Genomic DNA, 25,854 nt, shown 5'->3' with positions numbered 1-25,854 from the left:
ACCGTGCACCGGTACGTCACGGGGGATCGCATGCCCGAGTTGCCCGAGGTCGAGGTCGTCCGGCGAGGACTTGAGCGCTGGGTCGCCCACCGGGTCGTCGCCGACGCCGAGGTCCTGCACCCGCGTGCCGTGCGCCGGCACCTCGCCGGGGGCGACGACTTCGCGCACCGGCTCGCGGGACACCGGATCGGCGTGCCGAGCCGTCGCGGCAAGTACCTGTGGCTGCCGCTGGAGGACACCGGGCAGGCGGTCCTCGCCCACCTCGGGATGAGCGGCCAGCTCCTGGTCCAGCCGGAGACCGCGCCCGCCGAGAAACACCTCCGGATTCGCGTCCGGTTCGCCGACGACCTCGCCACCGAGCTGCGCTTCGTCGACCAACGCACCTTCGGCGGGCTGTCGTTGCACGACACCACGCCGGACGGGCTGCCCGACGTCATCGCGCACATCGCCCGCGACCCCCTCGACCCGCTCTTCGACGACGAGGCCTTCCACCAGGCCCTGCGCCGCAAGCGCAGCACCGTCAAACGGGCCCTGCTCGACCAGTCGTTGATCAGCGGCGTCGGCAACATCTATGCGGACGAGGCCCTTTGGCGGGCCCGCCTGCACTACGAGCGCCCCACGACCGGCTTCACCCGCCCGCGCACCGCCGAACTCCTGGGCCACGTACGGGATGTGATGAACGAGGCGCTCGCCGTCGGCGGCACCAGCTTCGACAGCCTCTACGTCAACGTCAATGGGGAGTCGGGTTACTTCGACCGGTCACTGGACGCCTACGGGCGCGAAGGGCTGCCGTGCAACCGGTGCGGGACGCCGATGCGCCGACGTCCGTGGATGAACCGTTCCAGCTACTTCTGCCCGCGCTGTCAGCGGCCGCCGCGGCTGTCGTAGCTCAGGCGTGCCGCGAGCACCTCGTCCATGCGGGCCTCCAGCAGCCGCATGAGGCTCAGCAGCCGGTCGGCGACCTCGCGGCCGAGCGGGGTCAGCTCGTAGTCGACGCGGGGCGGATTGGTGGGCTGGGCCTCGCGGTGCACCAGGCCGTCGCGCTCCAGCGCCTGGAGGGTCTGGGACAGCATCTTCTCGCTGACGCCGTCCACCCGTCGCCGCAGCTCGTTGAAGCGCAGCGACCCCTCGTACAACGCCCCGAGCGTCAGCCCGCCCCACCGCCCGGTGATGTGCTCCAGGGTCCCCCGGGACGGACACCCCTTGGCGAACACGTCATACTCCTCGACACCACTCATCCCCCCAGAGTACGGGAGCACAGCGCAAACCAGCAGCTTGCGCTAACTTCCAGTAAGCGCAAGCTGCTGGTGCTGGCCAGTGGGGTGCCCCACGGCGCTGAAGCCGACCGGTGACCTAGTAGCCGAAGTCCTGTGTCCACCAGGGCCCGCCGGACCCGAAGTGGACTCCGACGCCCAGTGTCTTGAAGTCACAGTTCAGGATGTTCGCCCGGTGCCCGGGGCTGTTCATCCACGCGTCCATCACCGCCGCCGGATCAGACTGCCCCCGGGCGATGTTCTCGCCGCCGAGGTTGGTGATCCCGGCCTTCGCCGCCCGGTCCCACGGGGATGCGCCACTGGGGTCGGTGTGGTCGAAGAACCCCTGCTCGGCCATGGCCGTGCTGAAGTCCCGCGCCAACCCCCCGAGCGCACTGTTGGCGGCCAGCGCCGAGCAGCCGACCTTGGCCCGCTCCTCGTTGACCAGGTGCAGCACCTCCGCCTCGGCGGCCGCCTCCGTGGACACCGCCGCCTCGGTGGGCGTCGCCGTCGGCTGCTGCTCGGTCTCCCGCTGCGAGGGCGTCGGCACCGGCTTCCTGCTGGGCGTCGCCGTCGGCTTCTTCTTCTCCGGCGCCTTCGTGCTGGGCGCGGGCGACGCCGTCGACGGGGTCGGCGAGGGCGACTCGGCGCGCTCGGCGTCGCGGCTCGTCGAGGTACCGGCACCCCGGCTCGCGGCGCTGCCGGAGGTGCCGCCCTGCTCGCTCGCCGAGTTGGACGGCGAACCGGCGGCGGCCTGGGCGGTGTCGCCGCTCCCGCCCCCGCCGAGCCTGTAGTCGTGCAGGCCGGGCACCGCGCCCGAGGCCACCGCGACCGTGCCGAGGGCGACGGCGGCGGAGACACCGAGCAGTCCGGTGCGCACCGGCGTGGCTATTCGCTTCTTGCGGCGGCGGCGCGAACTGCCGCCGTCCGGGCCGCCGCCGTCGGGCGTGAAGCCGTCGGCGGGGAAGACGGTGCGGAAGTCGTCCTCGGTGGCGAAGAGGTACGCGGCGCTGCGCGCGGACGCGTCGGCCTGGCCGTCCTCGGTCAGCGGGCGCGCCCCCCGCGAGCCCTGGACGCCCGCGCCGCCCGACGCGTCGTGTGCGAAGTCGTTCGAGTCCAGCGGAGTGTGCCCGCCCGTGTAAGAGCCGTGCGGCGTGGTGCCCCCCGTGGCGCGGCCCGTGGCGGCGCGGCCGGCGGCGGAGCGTCGGTGGCGTCCCATGTCCTTGCCTTCCTCGTCCTGGCGGTCGACACGTCCCCCCGGTCAACCAAAAACTCACTCGATGGAGTGGGTTTCATATGAGATTCATTGGGTCGGGACGGTACCGCATGGGCGGAGACAAGGATGTGTCCCGAGCGACATTGGACCGTTAGGTTGCAGCCATGAACGAGGAAGTACGGCTGGTCGCGTGGGTGCGCGGACATGTTCAGGGTGTCGGTTTCCGCTGGTTCACCCGGGCGAAAGCCCTGGAGATCGGCGGGCTGAGTGGCTTTGCTCTCAATTTGGCGGACGGCCGGGTCCAGGTGGTCGCGGAGGGCGCCCGGGGCGGCTGCGAGGGGCTCCTCGACTGGCTCCAGGGCGAGGACACGCCCGGGCGCGTGGACGGCGTCACGGAGATCTGGGACACACCGCGCGGCGGCTACGACGGCTTCGCGATCCGCTGACTCCGGACGGTGAGGAGGCCCGGTGCGCGGCGCGTGGGCATGCCCCTGGCACCTGCCCGGAGCGGAAAGAGCCTGGTGGTTGCCAAGAACAGGTTGTCGTGGCAGGCTCCCGAGGTACAGCTGACCACTGCGCCCCCAGGGCCCCGAAGGTAAAGCGGCGCCGCCGATTCCAGGCCGCGCGCACCGGGCCGCCCGCCAATACGGGGTGTGATCGTGTTGACCGTCAAACTTTTTGGTGAGACGCTGAAAGCCCCGCGCACCTCAGCTGTTTGGCATGGTTGAACGGCACCAAAAAATCAAGAATGCCAAGCATCGCGGGTGCGATTCCTACACGACCCACACCGCTTCGGTCGGTCACTCATTGTGGAGGACCATCCATCATGGCAAAGGCGCTTCTCGGTTACGTCGGCGGCTCCGACCCGCGACTCCTCGCCGAGATGCGACGGCTCCAGCAGCGCGTCCAGGACCTCGAATCCGAGCTGGTTCGGATTCAGGCCGAAAACGACGAGCTGACGGCTGCCGCTTCTCACGACTCGCTTCTGGAGAGCATCGACGCACGCCAGGCAGAGCCTGCGCTCACCTGATCACTGCTTCGAACCCTCGATCCACCGAACCGACGACAGCAGTGGTGGGGCCGCCTGTGCCCATCACACCGTCGTCAGAACCGCTCAGATCACTCGGTACCACTGAGGTCACTCAGAGTTGCAAGGGACGCTTCGGCGTCCCTTCTTTCTTGCCCCCGTCGCCCCTCCCACTCTTTAACGTCTGGTGTGCCCTGCACGTTCATGGGTGAAACCGCGGGAAACAGTACGTTCATGGAGGGGACTGCCCCGGAAAGGTAGAGTCCGGCGGCGTGCACCTCAAGGCCCTGACCCTCCGCGGATTCAAGTCGTTCGCGTCGGCGACCACACTCCGGTTCGAACCGGGCATCACCTGCGTCGTCGGCCCGAACGGCTCGGGCAAGTCCAACGTCGTCGACGCGCTCAGCTGGGTCATGGGCGAGCAGGGCGCCAAGTCGCTGCGCGGCGGCAAGATGGAGGACGTCATCTTCGCCGGCACCACCGGCCGCCCCCCGCTGGGCCGCGCCGAGGTGTCCCTCACCATCGACAACTCCGACGGGGCGCTGCCCATCGAGTACGCCGAGGTCACCCTCACCCGGATCATGTTCCGCAACGGCGGCAGCGAGTACCAGATCAACGGCGACACCTGCCGTCTCCTCGACTTCCAGGAACTGCTGTCCGACTCCGGCATCGGCCGCGAGATGCACGTCATCGTCGGACAGGGCCAGCTCGACTCCGTCCTGCACGCCGATCCCATGGGGCGCCGCGCCTTCATCGAGGAGGCGGCCGGTGTCCTCAAGCACCGCAAGCGCAAGGAGAAGGCGCTCAGGAAACTGGACGCGATGCAGGCCAACCTCGCGCGCGTGCAGGACCTCACCGACGAACTCCGCCGCCAGCTCAAGCCGTTGGGGCGCCAGGCCGCCGTCGCCCGCAGGGCCGCCGTCATCCAGGCCGACCTGCGCGACGCCCGCCTGCGGCTGCTCGCCGACGACCTGGTCCGGCTCCGCGACGCCCTGCGCACGGAGGTCGCCGACGAGGCCGCCCTCAAGGGCCGCAAGGAGGCAGCCGAGCGGGAGTTGAAGCAGGCCCTCCAGCGCGAGGGGCTCCTTGAGGACGAGGTGCGGCAGCTCACCCCGCGTCTCCAGCGCGCCCAGCAGACCTGGTACGACCTCTCCCAGCTCGCCGAACGGGTGCGCGGCACGGTGTCGCTGGCCGACGCGCGCGTGCAGAGCGCCACCTCGGCACCGCCCGAGGAACGGCGCGGCCGTGACCCCGAGGACCTGGAGCGCGAGGCGGCCCGGGTGCGGGAGCAGGAGGCCGAGCTGGAGGCGGCGTTGGAGGCGGCCGAGCGGGCGTTGGAGGACACGGTCGAGCACCGCGCCGAACTGGAGCGGGAGTTGACCGTCGAGGAACGGCGCCTCAAGGACGTCGCCCGGGCGATCGCCGACCGGCGCGAGGGGCTCGCCCGGCTCGGGGGGCAGGTCGGAGCGGCGCGTTCGCGTGCCGCCGCCGCCGAGGCCGAGATCGACCGGCTGGCCTCCTCCCGTGACGAGGCCCAGGAGCGGGCCGTCGCCGCGCAGGAGGAGTACGAGGCGCTGCGGGCCGAGGTCGAGGGCCTCGACGCCGGGGACGTCGAACTCGCCGAGCGGCACGAGGCCGCCAAGGGGCAGCTGGCCGAGGCGGAGGCCGCCCTCACCGCGGCCCGCGAGACGGTCACCGCCGTCGAACGCCGCCGGGCCGCGACGCAGGCCCGCCACGAGACCCTCGCCCTCGGCCTGCGCCGCAAGGACGGCACCGGCGCCCTCCTCGACGCGCGGGACCGCCTCACCGGTCTGCTCGGCCCCGCGGCCGAACTCCTCACCGTCACCCCGGGCTACGAGATCCCCCTCGCGGCGGCGTTCGGCGCGGCGGCCGACGCGATCGCGATGACCACCCCGGCATCAGCGGCCGAAGCCATCCGCCTCCTCCGCAAACAGGACGCGGGCCGAGCGTCCCTCCTCCTGACAGGCCCCCCGGAGGACCCACACCCGACGGCCGCCAACGACAGCCGGTTGCCCTTGCCGGGCACCGGGTCGGGTGACTCCGTTCCGCTCGTCGAGGGCACCCCGTCCGGCCCCGGCGTCGTTCCGAACCGGCTGGCCGTCGGTCCTCCTTATGCTGCCGAGTTGGTTCGGGCGCCCGGTGATCTCATGGTCGCTGTGCGGCGGCTGTTGCGGGGGGTCGTGGTCGTGGGGACGTTGGAGGAGGCTGAGGAACTCGTTTATGCGCGGCCCGAGTTGACCGCCGTCACCGGTGAAGGGGATCTGCTCGGGGCGTATTTCGCGCAGGGTGGGTCGGCCGGGGCGCCGAGTCTGCTGGAGGTGCAGGCGTCTGTCGACGAGGCCGCCGGGGAGCTGGCGGAGTTGGCCGTGCGGTGTGAGGAGGCGGCGCGGGCGCAGCAGGCGGCCGGGGAACGGCGGCGGGAGTGTGCCGGGGCGGTCGAGGAGCTGGGGGAGCGGCGCCGGGCCGCCGACCGGGAGAAGTCGTCGTTCGCCCAGCAGCTGGGGCGGCTCGCCGGGCAGGCGCGGGGGGCCGCCGGTGAGGCCGAGCGGTCCGTGGCCGCCGCCGCGCGGGCGCAGGAGGCCCTCGACCGGGCGCTCGGGGACGTCGAGGAACTCGCCGAACGGCTGGCCGTCGCCGAGGAGATGCCCGTCGAGGAGGAGCCCGACACCACCGTCCGCGACCGGCTCGCCGCCGACGGCGCCAATGCCCGGCAGACCGAGATGGAGGCCCGCCTCCAGGTCCGTACGCACGAGGAGCGCGTCAAGGGGCTCGCGGGCCGGGCCGACTCCCTCGACCGCGCCGCCCGCGCCGAACGCGACGCACGCGCGCGTGCCGAACAGCGCCGGGCCCGGCTGCGTCACGAGGCGGCCGTCGCCTCGGCCGTCGCCTCGGGGGCACGCCAGTTGCTCGCGCACGTCGAGGTGTCGCTCGCCCGCGCCGACCGGGAGCGGTCCGCCGCCGAGGGCGCGAAGGCCCGGCGTGAGCAGGAGCTGACCGTCGCCCGGGGCGCGGGGCGTGACCTCAAGGCCGAGCTGGACAAGCTGACCGACTCCGTGCACCGGGGCGAGGTGCTCGGCGCCGAGAAGCGGATGCGGATCGAGCAGCTGGAGACCAGGGCGCTGGAGGAGCTGGGCGTCGAACCGGAGGGCCTCGTCACCGAGTACGGCCCCCACCAGCCCGTGCCGCCCTCCCCGCCGGCCGACGGCGAGGAGCTGCCGGCCGACCCCGGGCACCCGCGCAACCAGCCCCGGCCGTTCCACCGCGGCGAGCAGGAGAAGCGGCTGAAGTCCGCCGAACGGGCGTATCAGCAACTCGGCAAGGTGAATCCGCTGGCCCTGGAGGAGTTCGCGGCGCTGGAGGAACGTCACCAGTTCCTGAGCGAACAGCTCGAAGACCTGAAGAAGACCCGGACCGATCTCCTCCAGGTCGTGAAGGAGGTCGACGAGCGGGTCGAGCAGGTCTTCACGGAGGCCTTCCGGGACACGGCACGGGAGTTCGAGGGCGTCTTCGGGCGGCTCTTTCCCGGCGGTGAGGGCCGGCTGATCCTGACCGATCCCGACCACATGCTCACCACGGGCGTGGACGTCGAGGCCCGCCCGCCCGGCAAGAAGGTGAAGCGGCTGTCGCTGCTGTCGGGCGGCGAACGGTCGCTGACGGCCGTCGCGCTGCTGGTGTCGATCTTCAAGGCCCGGCCGAGCCCGTTCTATGTGATGGACGAGGTCGAGGCCGCCCTCGACGACACCAACCTCCAGCGGCTGATCCGCATCATGCAGGAGTTGCAGGAGGCCTCGCAGCTCATCGTGATCACGCACCAGAAGCGGACCATGGAGGTCGCCGACGCGCTGTACGGGGTCTCGATGCAGGGCGACGGCGTCTCCAAGGTCATCTCGCAGCGCCTGCGTTAACTCTTCACTCTGCCTTCAAGAGATGAACTCAAGACCGACGATTCTTCGGTCAGATCTGTCTACTTCCTCACAGCAACGGGACTATTGATTTCGAAACTTGAAGGCATAGTCTCTGCAACGTTGCTTTTACCTTCAGGTGGTGTGTGGCGCGAACTTATGCGCCACTGGGTACCACCACTTGCAGGGCTCACCCCACCCGGCAGCGTTGCCGGTGGCCCGAGGAGTTGATCGTGACCAGCAGTACGCAGGCCCCCCAGCCAGGAGCCCGAACGGCTCACCCCGATCATCTCGGGCATGTCATCTTCATCGCGGCCGCCGCCGCGATGGGCGGCTTCCTCTTCGGCTACGACAGTTCCGTGATCAACGGTGCCGTCGAGGCCATCCGCAGCCGCTACGACATCGGGTCCGCGCTGCTGGCCCAGGTCATCGCGATCGCCCTGATCGGCTGCGCCGTCGGTGCCGCGACCGCGGGCCGGATAGCGGACCGCATCGGCCGCATCCGTTGTATGCAGATCGCCGCCGTGCTGTTCACCGTCAGCGCCATCGGCTCGGCCCTGCCGTTCGCGCTGTGGGACCTCGCCTTCTGGCGGATCGTCGGCGGGTTCGCCATCGGCATGGCCTCCGTCATCGGCCCCGCCTACATCGCCGAGGTCGCCCCGCCCGCCTACCGGGGCCGGCTCGGCTCCTTCCAGCAGGCCGCGATCGTCATCGGCATCGCCATCTCCCAGCTCGTCAACTGGGGCCTGCTGAACGCCGCAGGCGGCAACCAGCGCGGCCAGCTGATGGGCCTGGAGGCCTGGCAGGTCATGCTCGGCGTGATGGTCGTCCCGGCCGTCCTGTACGGCATGCTGTCCTTCGCGATCCCCGAGTCCCCGCGCTTCCTGATCTCCGTCGGCAAGCGCGACCGCGCCCGGCAGATCCTCGCCGAGGTGGAGGGCGAGCACGCCGATCTCGACGCCCGCGTCGACGAGATCGAGCACGTGATGCGCAGCGAGCACAAGTCGACGTTCAAGGACCTGCTCGGCGGCTCCGGTTCGTTCCTCTTCAAGCCGATCGTCTGGGTCGGTATCGGCCTCTCGGTCTTCCAGCAGTTCGTCGGCATCAACATCGCGTTCTACTACTCGTCGACGCTGTGGCAGTCGGTCGGCGTCGACCCGACGGACTCGTTCTTCTACTCGTTCACGACGTCGATCATCAACATCGTCGGCACCGTGATCGCGATGATCTTCGTGGACCGGGTCGGCCGCAAGCCCCTCGCCCTCATCGGCTCGGTCGGCATGGCCGTCGGGCTCGCCCTGGAGGCCTGGGCGTTCTCCTCCCACCTGGTCGACGGCAAGCTGCCCGCCACCCAGGGCTGGGTCGCCCTGATCGCCGCCCACGTCTTCGTGCTCTTCTTCGCCCTGTCGTGGGGTGTGGTCGTCTGGGTCTTCCTCGGCGAGATGTTCCCCAACCACATCCGCGCCGCCGCCCTCGGTGTCGCCGCCTCCGCGCAGTGGATCGCCAACTGGGCCATCACGGCGAGCTTCCCGTCGCTGGCCGACTGGAGCCTGTCCGGCACCTACGTGATCTACGCGGTCTTCGCCACCCTCTCCATCCCGTTCGTGCTCAAGTTCGTCAAGGAGACGAAGGGCAAGGCGCTGGAGGAGATGGGCTGACCGCCCCCCCCGAACCCGGGGAGAAGGCCAAGTCCCCGCTGCCCTCTCCCCGACCCCCATAGGACGTACTGCCCCGGCTCACCCACCGAGCCGGGGCAGTACGGCGTCACGGAACAGCCGCGGACCGCGCCACCCCTCCGCCCTGGTCCGCTGTGTTCCGCTGTGGTTCTGCTCGGGTCCGCTCTGTTCCTCGCGGGGCGGTATCGCTGGGCCCCGTCGAGGGGCATGGCCGATACTGGTCGGGATATGGAAACCGTCATCCTTGCTGTAGTCATCGCCGTGGTCGTGCTCGGCGCGATCGGCGGGCTCGTCGTCGGCAGCCGGCGCAAGAAGCCGCTGCCCCCGCCCCCGCCCAGCGCCCCCGACCTCACCGCCCCTCCCGCCGAACCGCAGGTCGGCGACGAGGCCGAGACCCCGCGCGACGAGTCCCGCCGGACGATAGAGGAGGTCGACCTCCCCGCCGGCTCGACCCCCGTCGCCGTCGAGGAGCCGTCCGCCGAGGCGCCCGGGATCGAGGTGCCGGAGCCCAGCGCCGGGCGCCTGGTCCGGCTGCGCGCCCGCCTCTCCCGCTCCCAGAACGCCCTCGGCAAGGGGCTGCTCACGCTGCTGTCGCGCGAGCACCTCGACGAGGACACCTGGGAGGAGGTCGAGGACATCCTGCTCACCGCCGACGTCGGCGTGCAGCCCACCCAGGAGCTGGTCGAGAACCTGCGCGCCCGGGTGAAGGTGCTCGGCACCCGCACCCCCGACGAACTGCGCGCCCTGCTGCGCGAGGAACTCCTCAAGCTGGTCGGCACCGACGTCGACCGTGCCGTGCGCACCGAGCCCGAGGGCCGCAAGCCCGGCATCGTGATGGTCGTCGGCGTCAACGGCACCGGCAAGACCACCACCACCGGCAAGCTCGCGCGGGTGCTCGTCGCCGACGGCCGCACCGTCGTCCTCGGCGCCGCCGACACCTTCCGCGCCGCCGCCGCCGACCAGCTCCAGACCTGGGGCGAGCGGGTCGGCGCCCACACCGTGCGCGGCCCCGAGGCCGGTGACCCCGCCTCCGTCGCGTTCGACGCGGTCAAGGAGGGCAAGGAGATGGGCGTCGACGTCGTCCTCATCGACACCGCGGGCCGTCTGCACACCAAGACCGGCCTCATGGACGAGCTGGGCAAGGTCAAGCGCGTCGTCGAGAAGCACGCCCCGCTGGATGAGGTGCTCCTCGTCCTCGACGCCACCACCGGGCAGAACGGCCTTGTGCAGGCACGGGTGTTCGCCGAGGTCGTCGACATCACCGGCATCGTCCTCACCAAGCTGGACGGCACGGCCAAGGGCGGCATCGTGGTCGCCGTCCAGCGCGAACTGGGCGTGCCCGTCAAGCTGATCGGCCTCGGTGAGGGCGCGGACGACCTGGCGCCGTTCGAGCCCGAGGCGTTCGTGGATGCCCTCATCGGAGAGTGAGTCCAGCACTGGCCTTCGCGAAGAAGCGCCCGCCCCCGAGACATGGCCGGGGACGGGCGCTTCGCCGTTGCGGGAGGCCGCCGAGCGGCGGCGGGAACGGCGGTGCGGTCAGGCGCGTGAGCGGTGGGCGACGTAGGCCAGGGTGCCGAGCAGCAGGCGGCCCTTCGGCGGGTGGGTGGCCGTGTCCAGGGCGGGGGCGCGCAGCCAGCGGGCCGGGCCGAGGCCGCCGTGGTCCGAGGGCGGGGCGGTGATGAACGTCCCGGGACCGAGGCCGCGCAGATCCAGGGAGGCCGGGTCGTCCCAGCCCAACCGGTAGAGCAGGCCCGGCAGTTCGGCGGCGGCACCCGGGGCGACGAAGAAGTGGGCGCGGCCGTCAGGGGTCGCGGCGACCGGGCCGAGGGGGAGGCCCATGCGTTCCAGGCGGACGAGGGCGCGGCGGCCGGCGGGTTCCGCCACCTCGATGACGTCGAACGTGCCCCCCACCGCCAGCATCGCGGACGCCCCCGGGAACCGTGCCCATGCCTCGGTCACCTCGTCGAGCGTCGCGCCGGCCGGCAGCCGGGGGGCGAACTCCAGTGGATGCGCGCCCGGCGCCGGGCAGTCCTTGCGGCCGCACGAACAGGCACCGCCCGCGGCCCGCGCCCCCCGCACCACCTCCCAGCCCCAGAGTCCGGTGAACTCGGCGACAGCGACGCACTCCTCGGAGCGACCGCGGCGACGAGTGCCGGAGCGGATCTCCCGGATACCGCCGATCGTGAAACCCATACCCCCTCCAACGGGTCCGGCGCGCCGTCAGTTACGGCACGGATGCACGACGTGACTCTCTGCTTCCCCTTGCCCGGTTCTGGGCCGTTCAGGCGGCGCTCAAGAGGTCCCGGGGTCGTGGGCGCGACGAAATGCGCCCCCGAACGCTTCGTTGCGCCCACTTCCGTTCGTCATGTGTCAAGTGAATCCTGAACGGGCGACCGTGAGTTCATTCGAAGGGGTGGCGAATGGTGGCGTTTCCTGGATCGCCGTGGCCCGGGGGGTGATCGTAGGACTACTTTGAGTACACGAGGCCTGGGGCATGTGCACTCGTGGGTATGCCGGAGGCAACTCGGTTCTCCGTTCGAGGGGTGACAACTCCGGGACGGGCGGCCCTGTTTACCGGCATTCTGATAGGGCTTGACGCAGACAGCGGCAAGTGGTCTCAGGGAGTGGGGGCGTTCCAGTTGAGTGGCAACGGCGCAGGCGGTAGCACCGCGACCGGCGCGGAGAAACGCCCGAATGAGCTGCTCACCTCATGGTTCGTGCGAAGCGGGTGGTCCAAGGGTGAGCTGGCCCGCCAAGTCAACCGCAGGGCACGGCAGTTAGGCGCCAACCACATCTCGACGGACACCTCCCGGGTCCGCCGTTGGCTCGACGGTGAGAACCCCCGCGAGCCGATCCCGCGCATCCTCTCCGAGCTGTTCTCCGAGCGCTTCGGCTGCGTCGTCTCCGTCGAGGACGTCGGACTGCGCGCCGCCCGCCAGTCGCCCTCCGCCAGCGGTGTCGACCTCCCCTGGACCGCCCCGCAGACGATCGCCCTGCTCAGCGAGTTCTCGCGCAGCGACCTGATGCTGGCCCGGCGCGGCTTCCTCGGCAGTGCCCTCGCCCTGTCCGCCGGACCCACTCTCATCGAGCCGATGCAGCGCTGGCTGGTCCCCGCACCGCAGGCCCCGCGCGCCGAGCCCGAACCGGCCGGCGCCCACCGCAGGGGCGGCCGGCTCTCCCCGCCCGAACTGGACCTGCTGGAGTCCACCACGGTGATGTTCCGCCAGTGGGACGCCCAGTGCGGCGGCGGCCTGCGCCGCAAAGCCGTCGTCGGCCAGCTCCACGAGGTCACCGACCTCCTCCAGGAACCCCAGCCGGCCGCCACCACCCGCCGCCTCTTCAAGGTCGCCGCCGAACTCGCCGAGCTGGCGGGCTGGATGTCCTACGACGTCGGCCTCCAGCCCACCGCGCAGAAGTACTTCGTCCTCGCCCTGCACGCGGCCAAGGAGGCCGGCGACAAGCCGCTCGGCTCCTACATCCTCTCCAGCATGAGCCGCCAGATGATCCACCTGGGCCGCCCCGAGGACGCCCTGGAGCTGATCCACCTCGCCCAGTACGGCAGCCGGGACTGCGCCGGGCCCCGCACCCAGGCGATGCTGCACGCGATGGAGGCCCGCGCCTACGCCAACATGGGCCAGCCCAGCCGCTGCAAGCGTGCCGTGCGGATGGCCGAGGACGTCTTCGCCGATGCCGCCGACTGGGACGAGCCCGACCCCGACTGGATTCGCTTCTTCTCCGAGGCCGAGCTGCACGGCGAGAACAGCCACTCCTTCCGCGACCTCGCCTACGTGGCGGGCCGCAGCCCCACCTACGCCTCGCTCGCCGAGCCCCTCATGCGGCGGGCCGTGGAGCTGTTCTCCCAGGACGGCGAGCATCAGCGTTCGTATGCGCTCAACCTCATCGGCATGGCCACGGTCCATCTGCTCCAGCGCGAGCCCGAGCACAGCGCCGTGCTCGCCGGGCAGGCCATGGCGGTTGCCAAGAAGGTCCGCTCCGAGCGCGTGAACACCCGTATCCGAAAGACGGTCGACACGGCCGTGCGGGACTTCGGTGAACTCGCCGAGGTCGTCGACCTCACCGACAAGCTCGCCATCGAGCTGCCCGAGTCCGCCGAGGCCGTCTGACGCCTCGCGGACCCCCGGAACCCCGGCCGCGGCCGGCCCTCCCGAACTGCCCGACTCGGCTCCCCTACGCCAGGTCAATCGGAAGGCCGCCCGCGGCCGGTCCTCGTCACCGGCACGTTCCGCGCACCCCCGTCCGGCGGTTTTCGGCCAGCCCGACGTCGAGGCACGCCGACGGCAAGGACACCGAAACCTGGCTGTTCCGTGCTGTCATGGCTGTCACCTGCCCGTAACGCGCCGGACCACTTCGTCACGTCCGGGAAACACATCCACGCGCTCCGTGAAATCGGTTTGAGCCAGTCTCCTCAACACAGTCGGCCCGTTGTCACAGGCATCCGCACAGGGCCGTTCCGCAGAATCCGCAGAAGGAGTCTCAAGGCCTTGAATGTTGGAGATACCGGATTCGTACTGATCAGCGCTGCTCTGGTCATGGTCATGACGCCGGGCCTTGCCCTCTTCTACGGAGGCATGGTCCGCACCAAAAGCACCCTGAACATGCTCATGATGTCCTTTGTGTCCCTGGGCATCGTGAGCGTGCTCTGGGTGCTCTATGGTCACTCACTCGCCTTCAGCGGTGACGTCGGAGGTTTTGTAGGCAACCTCGACCTCGTCGGCCTGAAGGGCGTCACCGGTGACACCCTCATGGAGAACTTCGCCGGTCGCAAGATCCCGGTGTTCGCCTTCTCCCTGTTCCAGATGCTGTTCGCGGTCATCACCCCGGCCCTGATGAGCGGCGCCCTCGCCGACCGGGTGAAGTTCGGCTCCTGGATGGTCTTCGTCGCCTTCTGGGTCACCCTGGTGTACTTCCCGGTCGCCCACTGGGTCTGGGGCGGCGGCTGGCTCGCCAAGCTCGACCCGGCGATCATCGACTTCGCCGGCGGCACGGCCGTGCACATCAACGCCGGTATCGGCGCCCTGGCCGCAGTTCTGGTCGTCGGCAAGCGCGTGGGCTTCAAGAAGGACCCCATGCGCCCGCACAACCTGACGATGGTCCTCATCGGCACCGCCCTGCTGTGGTTCGGCTGGTTCGGCTTCAACGCCGGCTCGGAGCTGGCCGCCGACGGCGTCGCCGCCAACATGGCCCTCAACACCCAGGTCGCCACCGGCGCCGCGATGCTCGGCTGGCTGGCCTACGAGCGCATCCGGCACGGTGCCTTCACCACCCTCGGCGCCTGCTCCGGCGCGGTCGCCGGCCTCGTCGCCATCACCCCCTCCGGCGGCAACGTCAACGTCTTCGGCGCCCTCCTCATCGGCGTCGTCGCGGGCGCAGTCTGCTCCTGGGCCGTCTCCCTCAAGTTCAAGCTGGGCTTCGACGACTCTCTCGACGTCGTCGGTGTCCACCTCGTCGGCGGTGTCCTCGGCACCCTCATGGTCGGCTTCCTCGCGATCAACGGCGCCGGCGGCTTCAAGCAGTTCGTCTCCCAGGCGATCGGCGCGTTCTCGGTCATGGGCTACACCTTCGTGGTGACGTTCATCCTGGCCTTCGTCATCCAGAAGACCATCGGCTTCCGGGCCACCGAGGACGACGAGATCACCGGCCTCGACCAGACCTCGCACGCCGAGACCGCATACGACTTCGGCGGCGCGGGCGGCGGCCGCTCCGGCGCCGTCCCGGCCGCGCCCGCCGCCGGCAAGAAGGTGGACGCATGAAGCTCATCACCGCAGTCGTCAAGCCCCACCGGCTCGACGAGATCAAGGAAGCCCTCCAGGCCTTCGGCGTCCACGGACTGACGGTCACCGAGGCCAGCGGCTACGGTCGCCAGCGCGGCCACACCGAGGTCTACCGCGGTGCCGAGTACACGGTCGACCTGGTCCCCAAGATCCGCGTCGAGGTCCTCGCCGAGGACGACGACGCCGAACAGGTGATCGACGTCATCGTCAAGGCCGCCCGCACCGGCAAGATCGGTGACGGCAAGGTCTGGTCCCTGCCCGTCGAGACGGCCGTACGGGTCAGGACCGGCGAGCGCGGCCCGGACGCGCTGTAGTAGACAGCGCACGCGCTCTAGTACAGAAACGAACAGGAGTCGCTGGGTGACGAGCACGGACGTGCGCAACGAAGCAGAGGATTCGGGACCCAGCGGCTACGCGGCGGCCCGGCTGCGCCTCCTCCAGGAGGGGGCGCGGTCCGGGCCGCCGCGCCGTAGTGCCCTCGCCGAACTGACGGACGAGTGGCTCACCGGCCTCTTCACCGCCGGCGCCGAGGGCCTGCGCGGGGTCTCCCTGGTCGCCGTCGGCGGCTACGGACGCGGCGAACTCTCCCCCCGCAGCGACCTCGACCTCGTTCTCCTGCACGACGGCACCGACACCGCCGGGATCGCCGCGCTCGCCGACCGCATCTGGTACCCCGTCTGGGACCTCGGCCTCGCCCTCGACCACTCCGTGCGCACCCCCGCCGAGGCCCGCAGGACCGCCGCCGAGGACCTCAAGGTCCAGCTCGGCCTCCTCGACGCCCGCCACCTCGCCGGAGACCTCGGCGTCACCGCGGGACTGCGCACCGCCGTCCTCGCCGACTGGCGCAACCAAGCCCCCAAACGCCTCCCCGAACTCCAGGAACTCTGCGCCGAACGCGCCGAACGCCAGGGCGAGTTGCAGTACCTCCTCGAACCCGACCTCAAGGAAGCCCGCGGCGGCCTCCGGGACGCCACCGCCCTCAGAGCCGTTGCCGCCTCCTGGCTCGCCGACGCCCCCCGCGAGGGCCTCGACGACGCCCGCCGCCGCCTCCTCGACGTCCGCGACGCCCTGCACCTGGCCACCGGCCGCGCGGGCGACCGGCTCGCCCTCCAGGAACAGGACCAGGTCGCCGCCGAACTCGGCCTCCTCGACGCCGACACCCTGCTGCGCCAGGTCTACGAGGCCGCCCGCGTCATCTCCTACGCCAGCGACGTCACCTGGCGCGAGGTCGGCCGCGTCCTGCGCTCCCGCTCGGTGCGGCCCCGGCTGCGCGCCATGCTCGGCGGCGGCAAACCCGCCACCGACCGCTCCCCGCTCGCCGAAGGCGTCGTCGAACAGGATGGCGAGGTCGTCCTCGCCCGCGCCGCCCGCCCCGAACGCGACCCCGTCCTGCCGCTGCGCGCCGCGGCCGCCGCCGCCCAGGCCGGACTGCCCCTCTCGCTGCACGCCGTCCGCCGCCTCGCCGCCTCGGTCCGCCCGCTGCCCACCCCCTGGCCCGCCGAGGCCCGCGACCAGCTCGTCACCCTGCTCGGCTCCGGGCGCCCCACCGTCGAGGTGTGGGAGGCGCTGGAGGCCGAGGGGCTGATCACCCGGCTGCTGCCCGACTGGGAGCGGGTGCGCTGTCGCCCGCAGCGCAACGCCGTCCACGTCTGGACCGTCGACCGCCACCTCATCGAAACGGCCGTCCGCGCCTCCGAGTTCACCCGCCGCGTCAGCCGCCCCGACCTCCTCCTGGTCGCCGCCCTGCTGCACGACATCGGCAAGGGCTGGCCCGGCGACCACTCGGTGGCCGGCGAGATCATCGTCAAGGACGTCGCCGCCCGGATCGGCTTCGACCGCGCCGACGTCACCGTGCTGTCCACGCTGGTCCGCCACCACCTCCTGCTCGTCGACACCGCCACCCGGCGCGACCTCGACGACCCGGCCACCGTCCGCGCCGTCGCCGAAGCCGTCGGCACCCAGGGCACCCTGCACCTGCTGCACGCCCTCACCGAGGCCGACGCCCTCGCCACCGGCCCCGCCGCCTGGTCCAGCTGGCGCGCCTCCCTCGTCACCGACCTCGTCAAACGCGTCGCCGCCGTCCTCGCAGGGGACGACCTCGACGCACCCGAGACCGCCGTCACCGCCGAACAGGAACGGCTCGCCATCGAGGCCCTCGCCACCGGCAGCCCCGTCCTGTCGCTGCGCGCGCAGACCGAGCCGGCGCCCGAGGACCAGCCGTCCGGCGACCCCGAGCCGCTCGGCGTCGAACTCCTCATCGCCGTCCCCGACCAGCCCGGCGTGCTGCCCGCCGTGGCCGGGGTGCTCGCCCTGCACCGGCTCACCGTGCGCACCGCCGAGCTGCGCACCCTCGACCTCCCCGACGGCGTCGAGGGCGCCGTTCTCCTGCTGGACTGGCGGGTCTCCGCCGAGTACGGCTCGCTCCCGCAGGCCACCCGGCTCCGTGCCGACCTGGTCCGCACCCTCGACGGCACCCTCGACATCGCGGGCCGCCTCGCCGAACGCGACGCCGCCTATCCGCGCCGCCGGGGCTGGATCGCGCCGCCCACCACCGTCTCCGTCCACCCGGCCGCCTCCCGGCACGCCACGGTCATCGAGGTCCGCGCCCAGGACGCCCCCGGCCTGCTGTTCCGGCTCGGCCGCGCCCTGGAGGACGAGGGCCTGCGGGTGCGCAGCATGCACGTCTCCACCCTCGGCGCCAACGCCGTCGACGCCTTCTACGTCACCGGCACCGACGGCCAGCCCCTCCCGCCCGACGAGGCGACCACCGCCGCCCGCAAACTGGAGGAACTGCTGCGGGCCTGACCTCGCCCGTCCCGCCCTCCGCCCCGCTCGCGTCCCCGTCTGCCGCAGTTCTCCGTAACCGGCAGGCGGGGACGAATCGCTTGCGGGGCCGGATACCCTGGAGGGCAGCCCAGACTGTCGCCGACCCCAAGGACCGACGCCGCCGTGTTCGATACTCTTTCCGACCGCCTGTCAGCCACCTTCAAGTCCCTGCGGGGCAAGGGCAGGCTGTCCGAGGCGGACATCGACGCCACGGCCCGTGAGATCCGCATCGCGCTCCTCGAAGCGGACGTGGCGCTCCCCGTCGTACGCACCTTCATCAAGAAGGTCAAGGAGCGGGCGGTCGGGGCCGAGGTCTCCAAGGCCCTGAACCCGGCCCAGCAGCTCATCAAGATCGTCAACGAGGAACTCGTCACGATCCTCGGCGGCGAGACCCGGCGGCTGCGCTTCGCCAAGACCGCGCCGACCGTCATCATGCTCGCCGGTCTCCAGGGCGCCGGTAAGACCACCCTCGCGGGCAAGCTCGGCCACTGGCTGAAGGGGCAGGGCCACTCGCCGCTGCTCGTCGCCTGCGACCTCCAGCGCCCCAACGCCGTCAACCAGCTGAGCGTCGTCGCCGAGCGGGCCGGCGTCGCCGTCTACGCCCCCGAGCCGGGCAACGGCGTCGGTGACCCGGTGAAGGTCGCCCAGGACTCCATCGAGTTCGCGAAGACCAAGGTCCACGACATCGTGATCGTGGACACCGCGGGGCGCCTCGGCATCGACGAGGAGCTGATGCGGCAGGCCGCCGACATCCGCGACGCGGTCTCGCCCGACGAGATCCTCTTCGTCGTCGACGCCATGATCGGCCAGGACGCCGTCAACACCGCCGAGTCCTTCCGCGACGGCGTCGGCTTCGACGGCGTTGTCCTGTCGAAGCTCGACGGCGACGCCCGCGGCGGCGCGGCCCTGTCGATCGCCTCGGTGACCGGCAAGCCGATCATGTTCGCGTCGAACGGCGAGAAGCTCGACGACTTCGACGCCTTCCACCCTGACCGGATGGCCTCCCGCATCCTCGACATGGGTGACCTGCTCACCCTGATCGAGCAGGCGGAGAAGACGTTCAGCCAGGAAGAGGCCGAGAAGATGGCCTCCAAGCTGGCGTCCAAGAAGGGCCAGGACTTCACCCTGGACGACTTCCTGGCCCAGATGGAGCAGGTCAGGAAGATGGGCAGCATCAGCAAGCTGCTCGGCATGCTCCCCGGCATGGGCCAGATCAAGGACCAGATCAACAACCTCGACGAGCGGGATGTCGACCGCACCGCCGCGATCATCAAGTCGATGACCCCGGGCGAGCGCCAGGACCCGCACATCATCAACGGCTCCCGCCGCGCCCGTATCGCCAAGGGCTCCGGCGTCGAGGTCAGCGCGGTGAAGGGCCTGGTCGAGCGGTTCTTCGAGGCCCGCAAGATGATGTCCCGGATGGCCCAGGGCGGCGGCATGCCGGGAATGCCCGGGATGCCCGGCATGGGCGGTGGCCCCGGCCGGCAGAAGAAGCAGCAGAAGCAGGCCAAGGGCAAGCAGCGCTCCGGCAACCCGATGAAGCGCAAGCAGCAGGAGGACGAGGCCGCCGCCCGCCGCGCCGCCGGGCCCCAGGGCGGCGACGCCCTCGGCCTGCCGGGCGGCCAGGACTTCGAACTGCCCGACGAGTTCAAGAAGTTCATGGGCTGACGCTTCACCGGCCGGTGGTTTCACCGGCCGAACGACGCCGGGGGCGCCCCTCGTCCAGGGGCGCCCCCGGCATCGTTCGCGCCGCGAACCCGGCCAGCGCCGGGGCCGGTTGGACGCCCTCGCCCAGGCCCCGCCTGGAGAACGGGACCCCGGGGGAGACGGACCTGTGGCCGGGTCAGGGCACGCGCGCGATGAGGTAACGGAAGACGTTCGGCATCCACACCGTGCCGTCCGGGCGCACATACGGATGCAGCGCCTCGGCCATCTCCTTGTCCACCTGCGCCTGGTCGGTCGCGGTGATCGCCGCGTCGAAGAGGCCGGTGGAGAGCAGGCCGCGCACGGCGCTGTCGAGGTCGGCGTAGCCGAACGGGCAGGAGACCCGGCCCGATCCGTCGACCCGCAGCCCGGCCCGCTCGGCGATGTCCTCCAGGTCGTCGCGGCGGGCCGAACGCCACCTGTCCTGGGCGCCGGGCGAGTCCGCGAGATGCCCGGCCACCCGCAGCACGGAGGTCGTCGCGCAGCGCTCCGGCGGGCCCCAGCCGGTGAGCACGACGGGCGCCCCCGGAGCGGCGAGCGGCACCGCCGCCCGCAGAAGCCCGCCGAGCCGCTCCGCGTCGCCGTCCCGGCAGCCCACCGGTTCGAAGGCGGTGACGACGCTGAACGCCGGCGCCTGCGGGTCGGCCGCGTCCCGGGGCGAACCGTGGACCAGCCGGACGGCGGCACGCGCGCGTGCGCGAGGAAGCAGCCGTTCCCGCGCGAGAGCGAGCCGCTCGGGGCAGCCGGGTTCCACGCCGGTGACGTGCGCGCCCCGGGCGCTCGCCATCAGCAGGGCGAGCCCCGAGCCGCAGCCGAGGCCCAACAGGCGGGTGCCCGCGGCCACTTCCAGTCGTGCGTGGACGGCCTCGAAGAGCGGGACGAGCATCCGCTCCTGGATCTCCGACCAGTCACGCGCGCGTGCGTACGGGTCCACGCGGGGTATCTCCCCCGCGTGCGGTGGGTGTTGCCGCACGAGCGTCGGTGTCATATGAAGCGCCCCAATCCGCCGAGAGTCGGTGCAGTGCTCGTTTCCGTGGCCCCCCGTGACGCCCCCCGTATGCCAGGTAACTCCGTGCGACGAGCCGCGTCCAGGGGTTGTGGCGTCCGGTTGGCGCTCGTACGCGCGAGTGGCGAGAATTCACATTCCGGCAACGTGGACCCGTACCATCGCGCCATGGCAAAGCCCCCCGTTCTCACACCGCGGGCCGAAGACTTCCCGCGCTGGTACCAAGACCTCATCAACAAGGCGGAGTTGGCCGACAACGGCCCGGTGCGCGGCACCATGGTCATCCGACCGTACGGGTACGGCCTGTGGGAGCGGATGCAGCAGGAGATGGACGCGCGGATCAAGGAATCGGGCGCCCAGAACGCCTACTTCCCGCTGTTCATCCCGCAGTCCTACCTGACCCGGGAGGCCGAGCACGTCGAGGGGTTCGCACCCGAACTCGCGGTCGTCACACACGCCGGCGGCAAGGAACTCGACGAGCCGGTCGTGGTCCGGCCCACCTCCGAGACGATCGTCAACGACTACTTCTCGAAGTGGGTGCAGAGCTACCGCGATCTGCCGCTGCTGATCAACCAGTGGGCGAACGTGGTCCGTTGGGAGCTGCGCCCGCGGGTCTTCCTGCGCACCACGGAGTTCCTGTGGCAGGAGGGCCACACCGCGCACGCCACCTACGAGGACGCCCGCGCGTACGCCGCGCACATCCACCGTGACGTGTACGGCGACTTCATGGAGAACGTCCTCGCCATGGACGTCGTGCCGGGCCGCAAGACGGCCAGGGAACGCTTCGCCGGAGCCATCAACACCCTCACCCTGGAAGGCATGATGGGCGACGGCAAGGCCCTCCAGCTCGCCACCAGCCACGAGTTGGGCCAGAACTTCGCCCAGGCCTTCCACACCCGGTACCTGTCGAGGGACGGCCGGGAGGAGTACGTCTGGCAGACCTCCTGGGGCTCGACGACCCGGATGGTCGGCGCCCTGGTGATGACCCACGGCGACGACCACGGCCTGCGCGTCCCGCCCCGGCTGGCGGCGGTCCAGGTGGTCGTCGTCGCCATCAAGGACGACGAGGCGGTCCTCGCCCGGGTCCGCGAGCTGGGCGCCCGGCTGAAGGCCGCCGGGATTCGGGTCCAGGTGGACGACCGCACGGACACGCCGTTCGGCCGCCGTGCCGTCGACTGGGAGCTGAAGGGCGTGCCGGTGCGCGTCGAGATCGGCCCGCGCGACCTGGAGCACGGCACCGCGATGCTGGTGCGGCGGATTCCGGGCGGCAAGGAGCCGGTCGCGCTGGAGTCGGTCGCCGCGCTGCTGCCGGGGATTCTCGAAGCGGACCAGGCGCTGCTGCTGACGCAGTCCCGGGAGCGCCGGGTGTCCCGGACCTCGGAGGTGTCGACGTTCGAGGAGGCCGTGGAGGCGGCCACCGCCGGGGGCTGGGCGCGCATCCCGTGGGCGGCGCTGGGCCCGGAGGGCGAGGAGAGGCTGGCCGAGCACGCGGTGACGGTGCGCTGTCTGGTCGGCGCGGACGGGGCGGTGCCGACAGCGGACGACGCGCCCGGTAACGTCGCTGTGGTGGCCCGCGCGTACTGACACCGGTCCGCCGGTCACCGCTCCGGTTCCGGTCCCCACGTGGGGAGTTGGGCGGGGCGGACGCGGCCGAAAAAGGCTCTTGCGCGGCGACGGATCATGGTCGCACCGGCGCGTGGACATCGCCTACGCGCCGGTGCGTACGTCAGCCTACGCACCGGCTTGGGATGAGCTGTGAGGCTTCTCCGCAGATCAGCGCACCCGCCCTCGTCAGGACACATCAGGGGCAACTGACGGGTACGTGCAAAATATTTGGGATGGCCCGGAATAGGAACACAGGGGCACCTCCGCTCGTTGTCATTACGTGAGCACGACACAGACACCACCTGTTCTCGCCGCGGAGCTGGCACAGGCGTGGGCCGATATTCAGCGGTACCACCCCGAGCTGCCAGACCTCGCCGCGCCAGAGTCCCTGATCGGGGAGTCCTCGTCCGCCTGCGGTCACGAGCTCTCCTTCGAGCGACTGCTCCATGAGGCAGTCCACGGCGTCGCCGCCGCCCGCGGCGTACGCGACACCTCCCGGGCCGGCCGGTACCACAACCGCAGATTCCTCGCGATCGCCGAGGAACTGGGCCTGGACCACCCCGAGGAACCGCATCCGAGCAGCGGTTTCTCCCTCGTCACCCTCAATCCGGAAGCCAAACGCCGCTACCGGCCGACGATGGAACGCCTCCAGCGCGCGCTGAAGGCCCACACCGCGGCCACCTCCTCCGACACCGCCCGCTCCTTCCGAGGCCCGGCGGCCCGGCACGGCTCCTCCGGGGGCGGCGTCCGGGTCAAGGCCGTCTGCGACTGCGGTCGCAACGTACGGGTCGTCCCGTCCGTGCTGGCCCAGGCCCCGATCGTGTGCGGGGGCTGCGGGAAACCGTTCCGGATTCCGGAGGTCGTGGGCGCGGCCTGAGTGGAGACGGCTGTTCGTGGCAGTCGTCCCCACCGGCCGCCGAAGCGGCGTTCCGCCCCGGTGACGTGCGTGGTCTGACGGGCATCCGAGACGTCGGGTGCCCGTCAGGCATGCCCTGGGGACACCCCGGGCGGGGGTGTCCCCGGGCTGTGGCACAATGGCTAGCTGTACTCGACAGTCGCACAGGACCCCTCTCTCCTCCGGCTGACGCGTCCATCGGGGCATTCGGGTACCGCAACCCCACGCGGCCATCTGCCGTGCCCCATCACGTCAAAATCAGGAGAATCCACTCCCGTGGCAGTCAAGATCAAGCTGAAGCGTCTGGGCAAGATCCGTTCGCCCCACTACCGCATCGTCGTCGCCGACTCCCGTACCCGCCGTGACGGCCGGGCCATCGAGGAGATCGGTCTGTACCACCCGGTGCAGAACCCCTCGCGCATCGAGGTCGACGCGGACCGCGTGGCGTACTGGCTCTCCGTCGGCGCGCAGCCGACCGAGCCCGTCCTCGCCATCCTGAAGAAGACCGGCGACTGGCAGAAGTACAAGGGCGAGCCCGCCCCGGCTCCGCTGCTCCAGCCGGCTCCGAAGCCCGCGCGTCCGTCGTTCGAGGCCCTCGGTGGCGACAACGACAACAAGGGTGAGGCCATCACCCAGAAGAAGAAGGCTGAGAAGAAGGACGAGGCCGCCGCCGAGTCCGCTTCCGAGTCGACCGAGGCCTGAGAGCATGCTTGAGGAGGCTCTTGAGCACCTCGTGAAGGGCATCGTCGACAACCCCGACGAAGTGCAGGTCGCCTCGCGCACCCTGCGCCGTGGGCGCGTGCTGGAGGTCCGGGTCCACCCCGACGACCTCGGCAAGGTGATCGGCCGCAACGGCCGCACCGCGCGCGCCCTGCGTACCGTCGTGGGTGCCATCGGCGGTCGCGGAGTCCGGGTCGACCTCGTCGACGTGGACAACGTCCGCTGACGTCGCATCGCAGCACCGGCTCGGGCCGGGGAGGGCCAGTGGGCCGTCCCCGGCCCGTTGTCGTCAGAACAGGAGAACGTCACAAGTGCAGCTGGTAGTCGCACGGATCGGCCGTGCCCACGGCATCCGGGGCGAGGTCACCGTCGAGGTCCGCACCGACGAGCCGGAGCTGCGGCTCGGCCCCGGCGCCGTCCTCACCACCGACCCCGCCTCCACGGGCCCGCTCACCATCGAGACCGGGCGCGTGCACAGCGGTCGGCTGCTCCTGCGTTTCGCGGGGGTCACCGACCGCACCGGCGCCGAGGCGCTGCGCAACACCCTGCTCATCGCCGAGATCGACCCGGAGGAACTGCCGGACGGCGAGGACGAGTACTACGACCACCAGCTGATGGACCTGGACGTGGTCACCGTGGACGGCACGGAGGTCGGCCGGATCACCGAGATCTCCCACCTGCCCTCCCAGGACCTGTTCATCGTGGAGCGCCCGGACGGCAGCGAGGTGATGATCCCGTTCGTCGGAGAGATCGTCACCGAGATCGACCTGGAGGAACAGCGTGCCGTCATCGACCCGCCCCCCGGGCTGATCGACGACGCCGCCGAGATCGCGTCGACCCGGGACGAGTCCTGATGCGCCTCGACGTCGTCACGATCTTCCCCGAGTACCTCGACCCGCTGAACGTCTCCCTGGTCGGCAAGGCACGCGCGCGGGGCCGGCTCGACGTCCACGTGCACGATCTGCGGGAGTGGACCTACGACCGCCACAACACCGTCGACGACACCCCCTACGGCGGCGGACCCGGCATGGTCATGAAGACCGAGCCCTGGGGCGACGCCCTCGACGCCGCCCTCGCCGACGGCTACGAGGCCGGCTTCGGCGCACCCGCGCTGATCGTGCCGACGCCCAGCGGACGGCCGTTCACCCAGGAACTCGCCGTCGAGCTGTCCGAGCGGCCCTGGCTGCTGTTCACGCCGGCCCGCTACGAGGGCATCGACCGGCGGGTCATCGACGAGTACGCGACCCGGATGCCGGTCCATGAGGTGTCCATCGGCGACTATGTGCTGGCCGGCGGCGAGGCCGCGGTGCTGGTCATCACCGAGGCCGTGGCCCGGCTGCTGCCCGGCGTCCTCGGCAACGCCGAGTCGCACCGGGACGACTCCTTCGCGCCCGGCGCCATGGCCAACCTCCTGGAAGGCCCCATCTACACCAAGCCGCCGCTCTGGCGCGGCCGGGACGTCCCGGACGTGCTGCTCAGCGGCCACCACGGCAAGATCGCGCGCTGGCGGCGGGACGAGGCCCTCGCGCGCACGTCCGCCCACCGGCCCGACCTGATCGAGCGCTGCGACCCCAAGGCCTTCGACAAGAAGGACCGCGAGATGCTCTCCATCCTGGGCTGGGCCCCCGATCCGGCCGGGGAACCCTACGGCCGATTTTGGCGCAGGCACGAGGCCGTGGAACAATAGGTCGCTGTTGTGCGTCCGTCCGGCGTGCGCCCCTGCCACAGGGGGACACGACGTCCGCCCGACCGCACGACCCCCTTCTTGGAACTCAACCTTCCGTTGATGACCTGTGGCATCAACGAAGAAAGCAGACGACATGTCCCACCTGCTCGACACCGTCGACTCCGCATCGCTGCGCAGCGACATCCCGGCGTTCCGCCCCGGCGACACCGTCAACGTCCACGTGCGCGTCATCGAGGGCAACCGCTCCCGTGTGCAGCAGTTCAAGGGCGTCGTCATCCGCCGCCAGGGCGCCGGCGTGCGCGAGACCTTCACGGTCCGCAAGGTCTCCTTCTCCGTCGGCGTCGAGCGCACCTTCCCGGTGCACACGCCGATCGTCGAGAAGATCGAGCTGGTCACCCGCGGTGACGTCCGTCGCGCGAAGCTGTACTACCTCCGTGAGCTGCGCGGCAAGGCCGCGAAGATCAAGGAGAAGCGCGACAACTGAACGACCTCGGGCCGTCACAGCGGGGCCGGATAACATCTGG

General features: G+C 71.1%; 22 protein-coding genes. 18 read left to right on the top strand and 4 right to left on the bottom strand.

Annotated features, from left to right (window positions below; all coding sequences use genetic code 11):
• Positions 1 to 30: 30 nt before the first annotated feature.
• Entirely contained in the window at positions 31 to 888 is an 858-nt protein-coding gene (gene mutM, locus ACIQOU_RS14120) for a bifunctional DNA-formamidopyrimidine glycosylase/DNA-(apurinic or apyrimidinic site) lyase (protein WP_401536921.1), read from the top strand.
• On the opposite strand, the gene ACIQOU_RS14115 is transcribed toward mutM, so the two are convergent.
• Together ACIQOU_RS14115 and ACIQOU_RS14110 are read right to left on the bottom strand one after the other, a co-directional pair.
• Entirely contained in the window at positions 864 to 1,238 is a 375-nt protein-coding gene (locus ACIQOU_RS14115; protein ID WP_401536920.1) for a winged helix-turn-helix transcriptional regulator, read from the bottom strand. The two genes, mutM and ACIQOU_RS14115, sit on opposite strands and share 25 nt — an antisense overlap.
• Positions 1,239 to 1,353: 115 nt before the next feature.
• Positions 1,354 to 2,472 carry a CAP domain-containing protein gene (locus tag ACIQOU_RS14110; protein WP_401536919.1) on the bottom strand — a complete coding sequence of 373 codons (1,119 nt, stop codon included), beginning with the start codon at positions 2,470 to 2,472 and terminating at the stop codon, positions 1,354 to 1,356.
• A 161-nt stretch (positions 2,473 to 2,633) separates the two neighbouring features.
• On the opposite strand from ACIQOU_RS14110, the gene ACIQOU_RS14105 reads away from it, so the two are divergent.
• The 5 genes from ACIQOU_RS14105 (at position 2,634) to ftsY (ending at position 10,523) form a co-directional block, all read left to right on the top strand.
• Complete coding sequence (locus tag ACIQOU_RS14105) at positions 2,634 to 2,915, top strand: acylphosphatase (RefSeq protein WP_401536918.1); 282 nt, start codon at positions 2,634 to 2,636, stop codon at positions 2,913 to 2,915.
• Between the two features lie 380 nt (positions 2,916 to 3,295).
• Positions 3,296 to 3,499 (top strand): hypothetical protein, encoded by a 204-nt coding sequence (locus ACIQOU_RS14100; RefSeq protein WP_401536917.1) that lies wholly within the window; start codon positions 3,296 to 3,298, stop codon positions 3,497 to 3,499.
• 269 nt (positions 3,500 to 3,768) lie between these two features.
• Complete coding sequence (locus tag ACIQOU_RS14095; RefSeq protein ID WP_401536915.1) at positions 3,769 to 7,422, top strand: AAA family ATPase; 3,654 nt, start codon at positions 3,769 to 3,771, stop codon at positions 7,420 to 7,422.
• 230 nt (positions 7,423 to 7,652) lie between these two features.
• On the top strand, positions 7,653 to 9,077 hold the full coding sequence (locus tag ACIQOU_RS14090) for a sugar porter family MFS transporter (RefSeq protein WP_401536913.1): 1,425 nt from the start codon (positions 7,653 to 7,655) through the stop codon (positions 9,075 to 9,077).
• Positions 9,078 to 9,323: 246 nt separating this feature from the next.
• A complete protein-coding gene (gene ftsY, locus ACIQOU_RS14085; RefSeq protein ID WP_401536911.1) occupies positions 9,324 to 10,523 on the top strand; it encodes a signal recognition particle-docking protein FtsY in 1,200 nt (399 codons plus the stop codon).
• A 108-nt stretch (positions 10,524 to 10,631) separates the two neighbouring features.
• Here the strand turns inward: ftsY and ACIQOU_RS14080 are convergent, their stop codons facing one another.
• A complete protein-coding gene (locus tag ACIQOU_RS14080; RefSeq protein WP_401536909.1) occupies positions 10,632 to 11,288 on the bottom strand; it encodes a bifunctional DNA primase/polymerase in 657 nt (218 codons plus the stop codon).
• A 446-nt stretch (positions 11,289 to 11,734) separates the two neighbouring features.
• Here ACIQOU_RS14080 and ACIQOU_RS14075 point away from each other — a divergent pair, with 446 nt between their 5' ends.
• The 5 genes from ACIQOU_RS14075 to ffh all read left to right on the top strand — a co-directional run bounded on the left by ACIQOU_RS14075 (position 11,735) and on the right by ffh (position 19,381).
• Positions 11,735 to 13,219, top strand: coding sequence for a hypothetical protein (locus ACIQOU_RS14075; protein WP_401536907.1), 1,485 nt, complete (start codon positions 11,735 to 11,737; stop codon positions 13,217 to 13,219).
• A 378-nt stretch (positions 13,220 to 13,597) separates the two neighbouring features.
• The gene (locus tag ACIQOU_RS14070) at positions 13,598 to 14,866 is read left to right on the top strand and encodes an ammonium transporter (RefSeq protein WP_401536906.1); all 1,269 of its coding nucleotides are present in this window, start codon (positions 13,598 to 13,600) and stop codon (positions 14,864 to 14,866) included.
• On the top strand, positions 14,863 to 15,201 hold the full coding sequence (locus tag ACIQOU_RS14065) for a P-II family nitrogen regulator (RefSeq protein WP_401536905.1): 339 nt from the start codon (positions 14,863 to 14,865) through the stop codon (positions 15,199 to 15,201). Before ACIQOU_RS14070 ends, ACIQOU_RS14065 begins: the two co-directional genes overlap by 4 nt.
• Positions 15,202 to 15,247: 46 nt before the next feature.
• Entirely contained in the window at positions 15,248 to 17,692 is a 2,445-nt protein-coding gene (locus tag ACIQOU_RS14060; RefSeq protein WP_401536904.1) for a [protein-PII] uridylyltransferase, read from the top strand.
• 144 nt (positions 17,693 to 17,836) lie between these two features.
• Complete coding sequence (ffh, locus tag ACIQOU_RS14055; RefSeq protein ID WP_401536903.1) at positions 17,837 to 19,381, top strand: signal recognition particle protein; 1,545 nt, start codon at positions 17,837 to 17,839, stop codon at positions 19,379 to 19,381.
• Between the two features lie 175 nt (positions 19,382 to 19,556).
• On the opposite strand, the gene ACIQOU_RS14050 is transcribed toward ffh, so the two are convergent.
• Positions 19,557 to 20,405: an SAM-dependent methyltransferase gene (locus ACIQOU_RS14050; protein ID WP_401536902.1), complete on the bottom strand. Its 849-nt coding sequence runs from the start codon at positions 20,403 to 20,405 to the stop codon at positions 19,557 to 19,559.
• Between the two features lie 186 nt (positions 20,406 to 20,591).
• Between ACIQOU_RS14050 and proS the strand changes: the two genes are divergently transcribed.
• The 7 genes from proS to rplS all read left to right on the top strand — a co-directional run bounded on the left by proS (position 20,592) and on the right by rplS (position 25,814).
• Positions 20,592 to 22,007: a proline--tRNA ligase gene (gene proS, locus ACIQOU_RS14045; RefSeq protein ID WP_401536901.1), complete on the top strand. Its 1,416-nt coding sequence runs from the start codon at positions 20,592 to 20,594 to the stop codon at positions 22,005 to 22,007.
• Positions 22,008 to 22,308: 301 nt separating this feature from the next.
• Positions 22,309 to 22,905, top strand: coding sequence for a hypothetical protein (locus ACIQOU_RS14040; RefSeq protein WP_401536900.1), 597 nt, complete (start codon positions 22,309 to 22,311; stop codon positions 22,903 to 22,905).
• Between the two features lie 294 nt (positions 22,906 to 23,199).
• Entirely contained in the window at positions 23,200 to 23,625 is a 426-nt protein-coding gene (gene rpsP / locus ACIQOU_RS14035; RefSeq protein ID WP_401536898.1) for a 30S ribosomal protein S16, read from the top strand.
• A 4-nt stretch (positions 23,626 to 23,629) separates the two neighbouring features.
• Positions 23,630 to 23,869 carry an RNA-binding protein gene (locus ACIQOU_RS14030; RefSeq protein WP_093827906.1) on the top strand — a complete coding sequence of 80 codons (240 nt, stop codon included), beginning with the start codon at positions 23,630 to 23,632 and terminating at the stop codon, positions 23,867 to 23,869.
• Positions 23,870 to 23,954: 85 nt separating this feature from the next.
• Entirely contained in the window at positions 23,955 to 24,497 is a 543-nt protein-coding gene (rimM, locus tag ACIQOU_RS14025; protein ID WP_401536896.1) for a ribosome maturation factor RimM, read from the top strand.
• Positions 24,497 to 25,330, top strand: a complete 834-nt coding sequence (gene trmD, locus ACIQOU_RS14020) for a tRNA (guanosine(37)-N1)-methyltransferase TrmD (RefSeq protein ID WP_401536894.1) — start codon at positions 24,497 to 24,499, stop codon at positions 25,328 to 25,330. Before rimM ends, trmD begins: the two co-directional genes overlap by 1 nt.
• A 133-nt stretch (positions 25,331 to 25,463) precedes the next feature.
• Entirely contained in the window at positions 25,464 to 25,814 is a 351-nt protein-coding gene (gene rplS / locus ACIQOU_RS14015; RefSeq protein ID WP_030797849.1) for a 50S ribosomal protein L19, read from the top strand.
• Positions 25,815 to 25,854: the final 40 nt, after the last annotated feature.

Origin of the sequence: Streptomyces sp. NPDC091279, from assembly GCF_044757465.1 — a bacterium.
Taxonomy (GTDB): Bacteria; Actinomycetota; Actinomycetes; order Streptomycetales; family Streptomycetaceae; genus Streptomyces.
The sequence above is the reverse complement of the archived record's forward strand: the minus strand, read 5'-3'. Positions and strand labels throughout refer to the sequence as shown.